The 15,280-nt window shown below is 67.2% G+C and carries 13 protein-coding genes; all 13 read left to right on the forward strand.

Annotated elements, in window-relative coordinates:
• The first annotated feature begins 6 nt into the window (after window positions 1-6).
• The 13 genes from A8G08_RS05765 (at window position 7) to tyrS (ending at window position 14,984) form a co-directional block, all read left to right on the forward strand.
• Window positions 7-1,041, forward strand: a complete 1,035-nt coding sequence (locus tag A8G08_RS05765; protein WP_068271359.1) for a hypothetical protein — start codon at window positions 7-9, stop codon at window positions 1,039-1,041.
• 69 nt (window positions 1,042-1,110) lie between these two features.
• Window positions 1,111-2,160, forward strand: a complete 1,050-nt coding sequence (argC, locus tag A8G08_RS05770) for an N-acetyl-gamma-glutamyl-phosphate reductase (protein WP_068271361.1) — start codon at window positions 1,111-1,113, stop codon at window positions 2,158-2,160.
• Window positions 2,157-3,407: a bifunctional glutamate N-acetyltransferase/amino-acid acetyltransferase ArgJ gene (gene argJ, locus A8G08_RS05775; protein WP_068271364.1), complete on the forward strand. Its 1,251-nt coding sequence runs from the start codon at window positions 2,157-2,159 to the stop codon at window positions 3,405-3,407. Before argC ends, argJ begins: the two co-directional genes overlap by 4 nt.
• Window positions 3,404-4,348 (forward strand): acetylglutamate kinase, encoded by a 945-nt coding sequence (argB, locus tag A8G08_RS05780; protein ID WP_068271366.1) that lies wholly within the window; start codon window positions 3,404-3,406, stop codon window positions 4,346-4,348. The genes argJ and argB overlap by 4 nt, the downstream gene beginning before the upstream one ends.
• Window positions 4,345-5,553, forward strand: coding sequence for an acetylornithine transaminase (locus tag A8G08_RS05785; RefSeq protein WP_068271369.1), 1,209 nt, complete (start codon window positions 4,345-4,347; stop codon window positions 5,551-5,553). The genes argB and A8G08_RS05785 overlap by 4 nt, the downstream gene beginning before the upstream one ends.
• A 2-nt stretch (window positions 5,554-5,555) precedes the next feature.
• A complete protein-coding gene (gene argF, locus A8G08_RS05790; protein WP_068271372.1) occupies window positions 5,556-6,494 on the forward strand; it encodes an ornithine carbamoyltransferase in 939 nt (312 codons plus the stop codon).
• Between the two features lie 38 nt (window positions 6,495-6,532).
• Window positions 6,533-7,018: an arginine repressor gene (locus tag A8G08_RS05795; RefSeq protein WP_084435974.1), complete on the forward strand. Its 486-nt coding sequence runs from the start codon at window positions 6,533-6,535 to the stop codon at window positions 7,016-7,018.
• Between the two features lie 36 nt (window positions 7,019-7,054).
• Complete coding sequence (locus tag A8G08_RS05800; protein ID WP_068271377.1) at window positions 7,055-8,254, forward strand: argininosuccinate synthase; 1,200 nt, start codon at window positions 7,055-7,057, stop codon at window positions 8,252-8,254.
• Entirely contained in the window at window positions 8,251-9,684 is a 1,434-nt protein-coding gene (argH, locus tag A8G08_RS05805) for an argininosuccinate lyase (RefSeq protein ID WP_068271381.1), read from the forward strand. The genes A8G08_RS05800 and argH overlap by 4 nt, the downstream gene beginning before the upstream one ends.
• An 83-nt stretch (window positions 9,685-9,767) precedes the next feature.
• A complete protein-coding gene (locus A8G08_RS05810) occupies window positions 9,768-12,743 on the forward strand; it encodes an AMP-binding protein (RefSeq protein WP_068271405.1) in 2,976 nt (991 codons plus the stop codon).
• A gap of 68 nt (window positions 12,744-12,811) precedes the next feature.
• Window positions 12,812-13,069, forward strand: a complete 258-nt coding sequence (locus A8G08_RS05815) for a Trm112 family protein (protein WP_068271407.1) — start codon at window positions 12,812-12,814, stop codon at window positions 13,067-13,069.
• Window positions 13,066-13,698, forward strand: coding sequence for a DNA-3-methyladenine glycosylase (locus A8G08_RS05820; RefSeq protein WP_068271384.1), 633 nt, complete (start codon window positions 13,066-13,068; stop codon window positions 13,696-13,698). The genes A8G08_RS05815 and A8G08_RS05820 overlap by 4 nt, the downstream gene beginning before the upstream one ends.
• Window positions 13,695-14,984, forward strand: a complete 1,290-nt coding sequence (gene tyrS / locus A8G08_RS05825) for a tyrosine--tRNA ligase (RefSeq protein ID WP_068271387.1) — start codon at window positions 13,695-13,697, stop codon at window positions 14,982-14,984. Before A8G08_RS05820 ends, tyrS begins: the two co-directional genes overlap by 4 nt.
• Window positions 14,985-15,280 lie beyond the last annotated feature (296 nt).

Consider the following 15,280-nt stretch of genomic DNA (forward strand, 5'->3'; position numbering starts at 1 on the left):
ATCGACATGACAGTGGCCGACGACCAGACCCGCAAGCTCGCCGATCGCCTGCTCGACGCACAGGTCGAGTTCGTGCTCGCCGAGCTGAGCGGAGATCGCCTGCTCGAAGTGGTCGAGCGTGACGTCCGGGATGCGCTTCGGGTCGCCGAGACGGTCACCCTGGCCGATGCGCTCGATCCGAAGCAGGTCAGTGCCACCGTGCGCACGGTTATCGACCTGGTCGGGGGCAGCTTGCTGCCCGGCGAGCTCGCGCGCGCGTTGGTGCCGGCCCTGTACGAACTCGAGGCCAGCGAGCAGTACGGATTGGCCGATGTCGTCGACCGGGACCAGGTCGATGCGCTGGTCGCGACGGTGCTGAGCATGCACAAACTGCATGAGCGCGCGCTGAATCGGCTCACCGATAGTCCGCTGATGGCGACGATCGCAACCACGTTCGTGAACAAGATCGTCGGCGATATCGTCGCGCAGAACCGCGCGGTTGCCGAGAAGATTCCGGGGATGAGCTCGATGTTCTCGCTCGGACTGGATGCGGTCTCCCGGGTGAAGAACGTTTCGGACCAGCTGCTCGGAGATGTCGCGGGCAAGGGCGCGCAATTCGCGCTCAAGCGCCTGAATAGCGCCACCCTCGACCTCATTCGGGACGCGCCGCTCGCGGACGCGGCGATGGAGCTGTGGGACCTGCAGGCCGAGGAGCGGATCTCGGAGCTGCGGGACTACGTGAGCGAGGCCGAGCTGACCGAGCTCGTCGAGCTCGTGGTCGAAATCGCGGTGGTCAGTCGCAACGCCGAGTTCGTCGGTGCGGTCGTCGACTGTGTGGTCGACGTCGTCTTCGAAAAGTACGGGCAGCGTCCCGTCGCGGAGGTGCTCGCCGAAGCGGGTGTGTCCGACGACGAACTTGTCGCCCAGGTCACGCAGCATGCGCCCGGCATTGTGGCCGCAGCCAGGGCCGATGGCCGGTTGGGCGAGCTAGTCCGTGCGAGGCTCGAGCCGTTCTATTCGTCCGATGCGGTGCTCGACATTCTGGCTGCCCGCGACGCCTGACCTGTGCCTCGGCGGCATGCACCAAAACCGGTTATGAATGAGCTTGCATAATGGTGCATAATAAACCGCATGGGAAACAGTGCTGCGCTGCGCGTCGCGGTTGCGGGCGCGAGCGGCTACGCCGGTGGTGAAATCCTGCGTCTGCTGCTCGGCCATCCGGCTCTTCGCGACGGGCGCCTCGAGATCGGAACGCTGACCGCGGGCTCGAACGCGGGCAGCACCCTCGCCGAGCATCACCCGCATCTGCTGCCGCTGGCGGATCGGGTGCTCGCGCCGACGACGATCGACGAACTGCGCGGCCACGATGTCGTTTTCCTGGGCCTGCCGCACGGCAACTCGGCCGCCATCGCGAACGAGCTGCCCGATTCCACGATCATCATCGACTGCGGCGCAGATTTCCGGCTCACCGACGCCGCCGCGTGGGAGCGGTACTACGGCAGCGCGCACGCCGGTAGCTGGCCCTACGGACTGCCCGAGCTGCCCGGCGCGCGGGAGAAGCTCGCCGGTGCGACGCGGATCGCCGTGCCCGGCTGCTACCCCACGGCGAGCAGCCTCGCGATGGCCCCGGCCGTCGCGGCCGGAATCATCGAGCCGCGCGTGAATATCGTTGCCGTCAGCGGCACCTCGGGTGCGGGCAAGTCGCTCAAGCCGAACCTGCTCGGTTCCGAGGTGATGGGCTCGGTGAGCGCCTACGGCGTTGGTGGCGTGCACCGGCACACCCCGGAGATCCGGCAGAACCTCTCCGCGATCGCGGGAACGGATGTCACCGTGTCATTCACGCCGGTGCTCGCGCCGATGCCGCGCGGCATCCTGGCCACCTGCACTGCGCCGACTACGGTCAGCGAATCCGAGGCGCGGGCGGTGTACGAAAAGGCATATGCGGATGAACCTTTCGTGCACGTGTTGCCGGAAAAGGTGTTTCCGCAGACCGGCTCGGTCGTCGGCTCCAACGCAGTTTCGATCGGCGTCACCGTGGACGCCGAAGCGGGCCTGCTGGTCGTCATCGCGGCAATCGACAATTTGACCAAGGGCACCGCCGGTGGCGCGGTGCAATCGATGAACATCGCGCTCGGATACCCCGAGACCGACGGACTTTCGACAGTGGGGGTGGCGCCGTGACCGCGGCATCGACCGATAGTTCGGCCAGCGACCTGGGGCATCCGGTCCCGGGTGGGCGACTGCTGCGTACCCAGGGCGTCACCGCCGCACTCGGCTTCCGCGCGGCCGGAATCGCCGCCGGGATCAAGGTCTCCGGCAAGCAGGACCTTGCGCTGGTTTTCAACGAGGGTCCCGAATACTCGGCCGCGGGTGTGTTCACGAGCAACAAGGTCAAGGCGGCGCCTGTCCTGTGGTCGCAGCAGGTGCTGACCGCGGGCCGGTTGCGTGCTGTCGTGCTGAACTCGGGCGGCGCCAATGCCTGCACCGGCCCCGGCGGCTTCCAGGACACGCACCGCACCGCTGAGGAACTTGCTGCGGCACTGAGTAATTGGGGCACCGAGACCGGAGCCGGCGAGATCGCCGTGTGCTCCACCGGTCTGATCGGCGACCGGTTGCCGATGGACAAGCTCGTGCCCGGTCTCACCGAGATCGTGCACGAACTCGCCGGCGGTATCTCCGGCGGCACCGACGCCGCGCACGCGATCATGACCACCGACACGGTGGCCAAGGAAGCGGCGGTGCATCACGACGGCAAGTGGAACGTCGGCGGTATGGCCAAGGGTGCAGGCATGCTTGCCCCGGCACTGGCCACGATGCTGTGCGTCATCACCACCGATGCCGTCGCGACCGCCGATCAGCTCGACCAGGCGCTTCGCGCGGCCACCCGGCTCACCTTCGACCGGCTCGATGTCGACGGCAGCTCCTCGACCAACGACACGGTGCTGCTGCTGTCCTCGGGCGCGAGCGGCATCGCCCCGACGCAGGACGAACTCGACGCGGCCGTGCTCGCAGTGTGTGACGACCTCGCCGAGCAGCTGATGGCCGACGCCGAGGGCGTCACCAAGCGGGTGCGGGTGACCGTGAACGGTGCTGCGAGCGAACAGGATGCGCTCGTCGCGGCGCGGACGGTGGCTCGGGACAGCCTGGTCAAGACCGCGCTGTTCGGCTCGGACCCGAACTGGGGCCGTGTGCTCGCGGCCGTGGGCATCGCGCCGGTCGAGCTCGACCCGAATCGAATCACCGTGCACTTCAACGGTTCTCCGGTGTGCGTCGACGGCATGGGCGCGCCGGGTGCACGCGAGGTCGATCTGTCGGGCATGGACATTCATGTCGAGATCGACCTGGCGTCCGGAACCGAGTCGGCGAGCATCCGCACCACCGACCTGTCGCACGCTTACGTCGAAGAGAACTCGGCGTACTCGTCATGACGGCTGCCCTGTCCGCCGCCGACAAGGCGCACGTACTCGCGGAAATGCTGCCGTGGCTCAAGGAGCTTCGCGGCAAGATCGTCGTCGTCAAGTACGGCGGCAACGCGATGGTCGACGACACGCTGAAGCAGGCGTTCGCAGCCGATATGGCGCTCTTGCGCACCGTCGGAGTCCATCCCGTCGTAGTGCATGGCGGTGGACCGCAGATCAGCGCCATGCTGAAGAGGCTCGGCCTCGAAGGCGAGTTCCGCGGCGGATTTCGCGTCACCACCCCCGAGGTCATGGACGTCGTGCGGATGGTGCTTTTCGGTCAGGTCGGGCGTGAGCTCGTCGGCCTGATCAACGCGCACGGGCCCTACGCGGTCGGGATCACCGGCGAGGACGCACATCTGTTCACCGCGACCCGCCGGACGGTGCTCGTCGACGGCGAGGCCACCGACATCGGCCTGGTGGGCGATGTGACCTCGGTGAACCCGAGCGCGGTGCACGATTTGATCGACGCCGGCCGGATTCCGGTCGTGTCCACGATCGCGCCGGACTCGGATGGCTTGGCGCACAACATCAACGCGGACACCGCTGCTGCCGCACTCGCGGCGGGCATCGGTGCCGAGCGACTCCTGATGCTCACCGACGTCGAGGGTCTCTACACCGACTGGCCGGACCGCAACTCGCTCGTGAGCGAAATCGACTCGGCCGCGCTGACCGCGCTGCTGCCGCGCCTCGACTCGGGCATGGTGCCGAAGATGGAGGCGTGCCTGCGCGCCGTCGAGGACGGTGTGCCGTCGGCGCACGTCATCGACGGCCGAGTTGCACACGCGGTGCTGCTCGAACTGTTCACCGGGCAGGGCATCGGCACCATGGTCAAGCGTGCCGCGGCGGCGGAAACGGCAGTAAACGAAGACTTTTCGGTTCGAATCGACGCAGGGGGTGCAGCGCTATGAGTGCGACGGAAGCCATGCAGGAGCGCTGGTCGGGCGCCTTGATGAACAATTACGGCGTGCCCAAGATCGCGCTGGTGCGCGGCGAGGGCGCCCTCGTCTACGACGCGGACGGCAAGCAGTACCTCGATCTGCTCGGCGGCATCGCGGTCAACATTCTCGGGCACGGGCATCCGGCGATCATCGAAGCCGTTACCGCCCAGCTGAATACGCTCGGGCACGTCTCGAACCTGTACGCCAGCGAACCGGCGATCGCTCTCGCCGAGGAACTACTCGGCCACCTGGGGTCCTCCGAGGGGAACGGCGACGTGACCGGCCGCGTGTTCCTGTGTAACTCCGGAACGGAGGCCAACGAGGCGGCGTTCAAGCTTGCCCGTCTGACCGGCCGACCGAAGATCATCGCCGCCGAGAAGGCGTTCCACGGCCGGACCATGGGTGCCCTCGCGCTCACCGGTCAGGCCGACAAGCGGGCGCCTTTCGAGCCGATGCCGCCCGGCGTGCAGCACATTCCGTACGGCGATCTCGCCGCGCTCGATGCCGCGGTCGATTCCGACACCGCAGCGGTGTTCCTCGAACCGATCATGGGGGAGAGCGGCGTCATTGTGCCGCCCGAGGGTTACCTGGCGGCCGCTCGGCGGATCACCGCCGAGCGCGGCGCGCTGCTCATACTCGACGAGGTGCAGACCGGCATCGCCCGGACCGGCTGGTTCTACGCGCATCAGGCGGTCGGGATTGTTCCCGACATCATCACTCTGGCAAAGGGTCTGGGCGGTGGAATGCCGATCGGTGCCTGCATCGCCATCGGTCCGGCGGCCGAACTTTTCGCGCCGGGCAAGCACGGCACCACCTTTGGCGGGAACCCGGTGTGCGCGGCGGCGGCGCTTGCCGTGTTGCGCACGGTCGAGCGCGACGGTCTGCTGGCCCGCGCCGACTCGTTGGGCAAACACATCGCCAGCGGAATCGAGGCCCTCAGGCATCCCCTGGTGGATCACGTCCGTGGCGCGGGCATGCTGCTCGGCATCGTGCTGACCGATCAGAAGGCACCGCTGGTCGAGGCCGCAGCGCGCGAGGCAGGCTATCTCGTGAATGCGGCCGCCCCGGATGTGATTCGGCTCGCGCCGCCGCTTGTCCTCACCGATGAGCAGGCCGACGGGTTCGTCGCGGCGTTGCCCGCAATGCTCGACGCGGCCGTGAAGGAAGGTGAATAGCGATGACTCTGCGGCATTTTCTGCGTGACGACGACCTGTCGCCAACCGAGCAGGCCCAGGTCCTCGCCATCGCCGCCGAACTGAAGGCTGCGCCCTTCTCGCGGCGGCCGCTGGAGGGACCTCGGGGCGTGGGCGTCATCTTCGAGAAGAACTCGACGCGCACCCGGTTCTCCTTCGAGATGGGCATCGTGCAACTCGGCGGGCATGCCGTTGTTGTGGACGGTCGCACGACGCAGCTCGGTCGTGAGGAGACGCTCGCCGATACCGGACGGGTGCTCTCGCGGTACGTCGACGCCGTCGTGTGGCGCACGTTCGGCCAGCGTCGGCTCGACCAGATGGCCGAGGCCGCGACGGTCCCGGTGATCAACGCGCTCTCCGATGAGTTTCACCCGTGCCAGGTGCTGGCCGACCTGCAAACGATTCGCGAGCAGAAGGGCAACCTGCGCGGGCTGCGGCTGACCTACCTCGGCGACGGCGCCAACAACATGGCGCACTCGCTCATGCTCGGTGGTGTCACGGCTGGAATCGATGTGACTATCGCTGCACCCGAAGGGTTTACGCCGCATCCCGGCATCCTGGCCGACGCGCAGCGGCGTGCCGCCGAGGTCGGGGCGACGATCACCCTGACCGACAGCGCCGAAAAGGGTGTCGACGGTGCGGACGTGGTCGTCACCGATTGCTGGACCTCGATGGGGCAGGAGAACGACGGACTCGATCGTGTCCGGCCGTTCCGTCCCTTCCAGCTCAACACCAAGCTGCTGACACGCGCGGACTCGAAGGCCATTGTGCTGCACTGCCTTCCGGCCCACCGCGGCGAGGAGATCACCGACGAGGTGCTCGACGGACCGCAGAGCGTGGTCTGGGACGAGGCCGAAAACCGTCTGCACGCGCAGAAGGCGCTGCTGGTCTGGCTGTTGGAGAAGGCCGGAGGCGCGGCGTGAGCACCGCCGCAGGCTCCTCTAACGAGCCCAACCTCGCTGTGGCGTCGCCGCCGGCGGCTACCCGCGCGGGTAGGCAGGCCAGGATCGTCGAGATCCTGTCCACCAATTCTGTCCGCAGCCAAACCGATCTGGCGCGGCTGCTGTCCGAGCACGGCATCGAGACCACGCAGGCGACGCTCTCGCGTGATCTCGACGAGCTCGGAGCGGTGAAACTGCGCGCCCCGGACGGTGGCATGGGCGTGTATGTGGTGCCCGAGGACGGTAGCCCGGTCCGAGGCGTGTCGGGTGGCACCGACAGGCTCTCGCGGCTGCTCGGCGAGCTGCTCGTGTCGACCGACGCGAGCGGCAATCTCGCCGTTCTGCGAACCCCGCCGGGGGCCGCGAACTACCTGGCCAGTGCCCTGGACCGCGCTTCGCTACCCGACGTTGTCGGCACGATTGCCGGGGATGACACCATTTTGGTGATCGCGCGCGAACCCGTCAGCGGCGCGCAGCTCGCCGCCAAGATCGAAAAACTCGTCTGAGCACCCTCGGACATCGAAGAAGGAGCTGGAACAACAATGACCGAACGTGTCGTCCTCGCCTACTCGGGCGGATTGGACACCTCCGTGGCGATCAGCTGGATCGGTAAGGAGACGGGCGCGGAGGTCGTCGCCGTCGCGATCGACCTCGGCCAGGGTGGCGAGGATATGAACGTCGTCCGACAGCGCGCGCTCGACTGCGGTGCCGTGGAGTCGATCGTGATCGACGCCCGCGACGAGTTCGCCGAGGAGTACTGCCTGCCGACCATTCAGGCGAACGCCCTCTACATGGACCGTTACCCGCTGGTCTCGGCCATCAGCCGGCCGCTGATCGTCAAGCACCTCGCCGAGGCCGCGAAGCACCACGGCGCGACCACCGTTGCCCACGGCTGCACCGGCAAGGGCAACGACCAGGTCCGCTTCGAGGTCGGCATCGGTGCGCTCGCACCGAACCTGACCGTGCTCGCTCCGGTCCGCGACTACGCGTGGACCCGCGAGAAGGCGATTGCATTCGCCGAAGAAGAGAAGCTGCCGATCAACGTCAGCAAGAAGTCGCCGTTCTCGATCGACCAGAACGTGTGGGGCCGCGCGGTGGAAACCGGGTTCCTCGAGGACCTGTGGAACGCACCGACCAAGGATGTGTACGACTACACCGCCGATCCCACGATCAACTGGCAGGCGCCCGACGAGGTCGTCATCTCGTTCGACAAGGGCAAGCCGGTCGCGATCGACGGCCGCAAGGTCTCGGTGCTCGAGGCGATCCAGGAGCTGAACGCCCGCGCCGGACGCCACGGCGTTGGCCGACTCGACATGGTGGAAGACCGCCTGGTCGGCATCAAGAGCCGCGAGGTCTACGAGGCGCCGGGCGCGATCGCGCTGATCACCGCGCACCAGGAGCTCGAGAACGTCACCATCGAGCGCGAGCTGGCGCGGTTCAAGCGTCAGGTCGAGCAGCGGTGGGGCGAGCTGGTCTACGACGGCCTGTGGTTCTCGCCGCTGAAGTACGCGCTGGACGCCTTCCTCGCGGAGACGCAGGAGCGGGTCACCGGTGACATCCGGATGATGATGCACGGCGGTAGTGCCGTGGTGAACGGACGTCGCTCCAGCGAGTCGCTGTACGACTTCAACCTCGCGACCTACGACGAGGGCGACAGCTTCGACCAGTCGCTCGCGAAGGGCTTCGTGCAGCTGCACGGCCTGTCGTCGAAGATCGCCGCGAAGCGGGATCTGGGCTTGTGAGTTCGAGCGGGCAGCAGCCCGGCGCGACCGTCACTGGCGCCCTTTGGGGCGGACGGTTCGCGTCGGGCCCGGCCGCGGCGATGGCCGCACTGAGCAAGTCGACGCATTTCGACTGGGCGCTTGCGCCCTACGACATCCGTGCCTCGAAAGCGCACGCCCGCGTGCTGCACAAGGCCGGGCTGCTCGATGACGCCGCCCTCGCGGGGATGCTCGACGGCCTGGACAGGCTCGCGGCCGATGTCGAGTCCGGCGCGTTCGCGCCGGCGGAGTCGGACGAGGATGTGCACGGCGCGCTGGAACGCGGACTGATCGAGCGGGTCGGCGCCGAACTCGGCGGTCGACTGCGCGCCGGTCGGTCGCGCAATGACCAGGTCGCCACGCTGTTCCGGATGTGGCTGCGCGATTCGGTGCGCCGGATCGCGGCGGGTGTGCTCGATGTTGTCGACGCGATCGCGACCCAGGCTGCTGCTCATCCTGACGCGGTCATGCCGGGCAAGACACACCTGCAGGCCGCACAGCCGGTGCTGCTCGCTCATCACCTGCTCGCACACGCTCACCCGCTGCTGCGCGACGTTGAACGCCTGCAGGACTTCGACAAGCGCGCCGCGGTGTCGCCGTACGGCTCGGGAGCCTTGGCGGGCTCGTCGCTCGGGCTCGACCCCGAGGCGATCGCCGCCGAACTGGGGTTCGACGCCTCGGCGGCTAACTCGATCGATGCGACCTCGTCACGTGACTTCGCCGCCGAGGCGGCGTTTGTTCTGGCGATGGTGGCGGTCGACCTGAGCCGGATGGCCGAAGAGGTCATCATCTGGAGCACGCCGGAATTCGGTTACGTCACGCTGGCCGACGCCTGGTCCACCGGATCGTCGATCATGCCGCAGAAGAAGAACCCCGACGTCTCCGAGCTCACCCGCGGCAAGGCCGGCCGGTTGATCGGCAACCTCACCGGCCTGCTTGCCACGCTGAAGGCGCAGCCGTTGGCCTACAACCGCGACCTGCAGGAAGACAAAGAGCCGGTGTTCGACTCGGTGGCGCAGCTCGAGCTGCTGCTGCCGGCGATCGCGGGGCTCGTGTCCACGCTGACCTTCCACACCGATCGGATGGCCGAGCTGGCGCCCGCGGGCTTCACGCTGGCCACCGATATCGCCGAGTGGCTGGTTCGTGCGGGCGTGCCGTTCCGAGTGGCCCATGAGGCCGCCGGTGGATGTGTGCGCAAGGCCGAGGAACGCGGCGTCGGGCTCGACGAGCTCACCGACGAGGAGTTCGCTGCCATCGATCCGGCTCTGACCGGTGAGGTGCGGGACGTGCTCACGGTTTCCGGCTCGATCGCGTCACGCAATGCCCGCGGCGGCACCGCGGGTGTGCAAGTCGCCGCTCAGCTCGGTGAAGTGAGGTCCGCCGCAACTCGGCTGCGAACCTGGGTCGTCTGATCTCGCGCGCGGTAGCTTTGTCACACGCAGCCCGGCTCTGACGCCGGGAGGTGCCGGACAACGCACAACGGTGGGGAGATTCGGTGGAACTGACGACGGCATCGCTGGCGGCGCCTTTGCATCGCATCGTTGCGACCGCACAGAACGGGCTCGAGGTCTTGCGCTTCGGCGGGCTCGATACCGGGCTGAATTCTTCGCCGTACGAACTTGTCGAACACCGCCCCATGTACCGGCTGCGCCGCTACTTCCCGGATGCAGCGCCCGGCACCCGGCCTCCGGTCGTGATGGTTCCGCCCATGATGCTGGCGGCAGACGTATACGACGTCACCCGCGACAAGGGCGCCGCCGGGGTGCTGTACGACCAGGGCGTCGAACTGTGGGTCGTGGACTTCGGGTCGCCCGCGAGCGATGAGGGTGGCTGGGACCGCACGCTGGCCGACCATGTGGTGGCGATCAACGACGCAGTCGACTGCGTCCACAAGATCACCGGTCGCAACGTGCACCTCGGTGGATACTCGCAGGGCGGCATGTTCGCGTACCAGGCCGCGGCCAGCCGGCATACGAAGAACCTCGCGAGCGTGATCACCTTCGGCAGCCCGGTCGACATCATTGCCAACCTGCCGTTCGGCGTGCCGCGGGGCGTCGCCACCCGCGGCGCCGACTTTATGGCCGACCACGTGTTCAGTCGTCTCGCGATCACGGACTGGATGGCGCGCACCGGTTTCCAGCTGATGGACCCGGTGAAGACGGTGAAGGCGCGGTTCGACTTCATGCGGCAGCTGCATGACCGAGAAGCGTTGCTGCACAGGGAGGCTCAGCGACGCTTCCTCGAACGTGAAGGCTGGTTGCCCTGGGCCGGACCGGCCATCGTCGAATTGCTCAAGCAGTTCGTCGTGCACAACCGGATGATGTCGGGCGGCTTCACGATCAACGACCAACTCGTCAGCCTCGCCGACATCACCTGCCCGATCCTCGCATTCGTGGGCGAGGTCGATGACATCGGCCAGCCGCGTGCGGTGCGTGGCATTCGGGAAGCCGCGGCTCGTGCCGAGGTGTACGAATCTCTTTTGAACGCAGGGCATTTCGGCCTCGTTGTGGGCAGCACGGCGGCAACGCAGACCTGGCCGTCGGTCGCCGAGTGGGTGCGCTGGCGTGAGGGCATGGGCGAGTTGCCCGAGCAGATCCACGAAATGGCCTACCGGAATACTCGCGAGGAACGCGATTCGACGATCACCGCCGGTCTCCGGGTCGCGAAGACAGCCGCCGCTGCCGTCTCGGTCGGTGCAGATGTAGGCAAGGGAATCGCCGGGCTCGCGGGCGGCGTGTTGCGCGGCACCGCGGATCTCACCGGTGAAGCGAGCCGGGCGTTGCCGCGGTTGTTCCGGCTCGGCCAGATCCAGCCGCGAACCCGAATCTCGTTCGCGAGCATGCTCGCCGAGCAGGCCAAGCGCGCGCCGTCCGGTGTGTGCTTCCTCTTCGAGGATCGTGCGCACAGCAACCAGGCGGTCGCCGACCGCATCGACAACGTCGTTCGCGGCTTGATCGATTGTGGAGTGCGCCCGGCACAGCACGTCGGTGTGCTGATGGAGACCCGTCCGAGTGGCCTAGCCGCGACCGCTGCGCTGTCGCGACTCGGTGCGGTGGCAGTGCTGCTCCCACCAGGCAGCGATCTTGCCGCGGCCACGCAGCTCACCGGAATCAGCATGATCATCACCGATCCGGAGAATCTGGAGCTGGCGGCGTCCGTCGCGGAGAATGTGCTGGTGCTCGGCGGTGGCAACGAGCGTGGGCTGAGCATTCCGACCTCGGATCGAGTGATCGATCTGGAGCAGATCGATCCGGGCAAGGTGTACGTACCCGGCTGGTACCGGCCGAACCCGGGACTGGCGCGCGACCTCGCGTTCGTTCTGGTGAGCGGCTCCGGGGCGCACATGGCGGCGAAGTATGTCACCAACTACCGCTGGGCATTGTCGGCGTTCGGCACGGCAAGCTCGGCGAACCTGGACAGCACCGACACCGTGTATTGCCTTGCACCCCTGCATCATTCGTCGGGACTGCTCGTCAGCATCGGCGGCGCAATCGCAGGTGGCGCGCGAATCGCGTTGTCGCGCAGCCTCGATATCGATCCGGCATTGTTCGTCGAAGAGGTACATCGCTACGGCGTCACTGTGGTGACCTACACCTGGACGATGATGCGCGACATCATCGATTCCGAATCGTCCCGCCTCGAACGTGGCCATCCTGTGCGTCTGTTCATCGGCTCCGGCATGCCGGTTGGGCTGTGGGAGCGCACAACCGAACGATTCGCGCCCGCGCGCGTGCTCGAGTTCTACGCGTCGACCGAGGGTGATGTCGTGCTTGCGAATGTCGGCGGCACGAAGATCGGCTGCAAGGGCCGGCCCGTCCCCGGTACGGCCGCGGTCGAGTTGGCGGCCTACGACCCGATCACGGGCAAGCTCATCCAGGACGCCAATGGGTTCATGCGCCGGTGCGAGGACGACGAGGTCGGACTACTGCTGGGCAAGGCATCCAACGACGCGCCGCTGCCGCCGGGAGGGATGGCGGGTGTTTTCAAGGCCGGCGACGCATGGGTACCGACGGAGAACCTCTTCTGGCGCGACTCGGATGGCGATTACTGGCTCGTGGATGCCCGCGAAACCGTGATCAAGTCCCCGCGTGGGCCGGTCTACACCCAGCCGATCGTCGATGTGCTCAACGAGTTGCCGCAGGTCGACTTGGCCGTGGCCTACGGCGTCGGGCCGGACGATCGCGAACTCGCGATCGCGGCAATTACGGTGCGCAAGGGTGCGGCGGTGGACGCCGAACTGGTCACCGAGGCTTTGCGCGGACTCATCCCGGCGCAACGCCCCGGACTGGTCCACATCGTGGATGACATCTACGTCGGCTCATCGTTCCGTCCGTCCGCCGCAGCACTCAAGGCGCTCGGCCTTCCTGAGCCCGGCCCACAGTGCTGGTACTACGACCCGACTGACGGGTCGTACCGCGAACTCACCGACACTGCCGCGAAAGAGCTGTTGACGGGCAAGATCGTCGGTTGACGTAAGGTGCTGCTCGGCCGATGGGCACCGTAGACAACTGATCGAAGGGACACGCTGGAGTGGGCACCGTGCTGGATGATGCGTTGTTGGAAATTCTGGCCTGCCCGCAGGACAAGGGCCCGCTGTTGCTCGTTGAGCCGGCGCTTGTCGAGGGCGGGGGCGAAAACGCGCTGCTGTACAACCCGCGCCTGCGCCGTGCGTACCCGATTGAGTCGGGAATCCCGGCGCTCCTCGCCGACGAGGCGATCGAGGTCACCGACGAGCAGCACGCCGACTACGTGGCTCGTGGCCGATCCGGCGGCGGATCCGGGGCCGACAAGTCCTGAACGTGTCGGCCGAGCAGGAACTGCGCGTCGATCCATTGGCCGCTGCGCAGCGCCTGCTCGGTGCGATCGTCCGCATCGAGGACGTGGCACTGCGGATCGTCGAAGTCGAGGCCTACGGCTCCGATCCAGCCGGACCGTGGCCGGACCCCGCCGCGCATTCCTATCCCGGACCGACCGCACGCAACACTGTGATGTTCGGTCCGCCGGGCCGGCTGTACGTGTACCTCAGCTACGGCATGCACCTGTGTGCCAACGTCACCGTTGGCGCCGAGGGATCGGCGGGCGCGGTGCTGCTGAGGGCCGGTGAAGTGATCGACGGAATCGAGACCGTGCGCGGCCGTCGGCCCGCCTGCCGCAATGACGACCGGCTTGCACGCGGGCCGGGAAACCTCGGCAATGCACTCGGAATCCGCTTGTCGGACAACGGCAATGCGCTGTTCGACCCTAACTCCCGAGTCCGACTCGAACTCGGCTCCGAGGCGGAGTGGGTGAGCGGCCCGCGGGTCGGGATCAGCGTTGCTGCCGATCGCCCGTGGCGGCTGTGGCTGCCGCACTCCGGCGCGGTTTCCGCCTATCGGCGTAGCCCTCGTGCGCCCGCTGTCGGCAGTGCGGGAAAATCGACTACGTGACCGACAACAACACCACCGACATCGTCGACGAGCTGGCCTGGCGCGGGCTGATTCAGCAGTCGACCGACCTCGACGCGCTGCGTGCCGCGGCGAAGGCCGGTCCGCTGACGCTGTATGCCGGTTTCGATCCGACCGCGGCCAGCCTGCACGCCGGGCATCTGGTCCCGCTGTTGACGCTGCGGCGGTTCCAGCAGGCCGGCCACCGACCGATCGTGCTCGCGGGCGGTGCCACCGGCCTGATCGGTGATCCGCGTGATGTTGGTGAGCGGGTCATGAACTCCACAGACACGGTTGCCGAGTGGGCGACGAACATTCGGTCGCAGCTCGAGCGGTTCGTCGACCTCGACGACTCGGCGAACGGCGCGATCATCGCGAACAACCTCGACTGGACCGGCCCGATGAGCGCGATCGACTTCCTGCGCGATATCGGCAAGCACTTCTCCGTGAACGTGATGCTGGCACGTGACACCGTGCGTCGACGGCTCGAGGGGGAGGGCATCTCCTACACCGAGTTCAGCTACATGTTGTTGCAGGCCAACGACTTTGTGCATCTACGCCGGCAGTACGGCTGCACGTTGCAGGTCGGCGGATCGGATCAGTGGGGCAACATCATCGCCGGTGTCGACCTCAACCGTCGCCTGGACGGTGAGCACGTGCACGCGCTGACGGTGCCGCTGGTGACGTCCGCGGACGGCAAGAAGTTCGGCAAGTCCACCGGCGGTGGCAGCCTCTGGCTCGACCCGCAGCTGACCAGCCCGTACGCCTGGTACCAGTACTTCGTGAACACGGCCGACGCGGACGTGATCCGCTACCTGCGCTGGTTCACGTTCCTGTCGGCCGACGAACTCGCCGCCCTCGAAGCGGAGACTCAGGACCGACCGCAGGCGCGTGCCGCCCAGCGCCGACTTGCGGCGGAGATGACCACGCTGGTGCACGGCGAGCACAACACCCGCGCTGTCGAGCTCGCGAGCCAGGCGCTCTTCGGCAAGGCCGAGCTGTCCGAGCTGGATGAAGGAACGCTTGCCGCGGCGCTTCAGGAGGCCTCGGTTGCCGAACTGTCCCCGTCCGATCCGTCCTCGATCGTGGACCTCCTGGTGGCCACCGGCCTCTGTGAAAGCCGCGGAGCCGCTCGCCGGGCAGTCAAGGAGGGCGGCGCGTCGGTGAACAACGTCCGTATCTCGAGCGAGGACTGGGTGCCGGAAACCGCCGACTACCTGCACGGACAGTGGCTCGTGGTCCGGCGCGGCAAGCGGAACTTCGCGGGAGTGCGGCGCGTTTCGAGCTGATCTTGATCGTGCCGTGAATCACATTCGTGTGATTCGCGGCGAGGCGGTCTCGGTGTCACCAGCTCTGACCAGCGGTGATCCCGGGACACAAGGCCTGTGACCAGCCGATTTGGATCTTCGCCGGTAGGCCCTGTAATTTTCTTCGAGTCAGAGCGACACGGACACCAACTCCCCCTCCTAGAGGGGTGAGCAACGAGGTTGGACGAAGCGCTGATTCTGGTCCTGAAGCTCGTGTAGAGTGGTGGGCCGGTCCTCGTACTGAAGCTTGGGTGTGTGGTTTGCGTCCGGGTGGGGTT

Source organism: Aldersonia kunmingensis (assembly GCF_001646865.1).
Lineage (GTDB): Bacteria > Actinomycetota > Actinomycetes > Mycobacteriales > Mycobacteriaceae > Aldersonia > Aldersonia kunmingensis.

Coding starts and splice junctions, on each gene's coding strand:
- argB (WP_068271366.1), top strand. CDS start 3,404: ATGACGGCTGCCCTGTCCGCCGCCGACAAGGCGCACGTACTCGCGGAA.
- A8G08_RS05785 (WP_068271369.1), top strand. CDS start 4,345: ATGAGTGCGACGGAAGCCATGCAGGAGCGCTGGTCGGGCGCCTTGATG.
- A8G08_RS05800 (WP_068271377.1), top strand. CDS start 7,055: ATGACCGAACGTGTCGTCCTCGCCTACTCGGGCGGATTGGACACCTCC.
- argF (WP_068271372.1), top strand. CDS start 5,556: ATGACTCTGCGGCATTTTCTGCGTGACGACGACCTGTCGCCAACCGAG.
- argC (WP_068271361.1), top strand. CDS start 1,111: ATGGGAAACAGTGCTGCGCTGCGCGTCGCGGTTGCGGGCGCGAGCGGC.
- A8G08_RS05765 (WP_068271359.1), top strand. CDS start 7: ATGACAGTGGCCGACGACCAGACCCGCAAGCTCGCCGATCGCCTGCTC.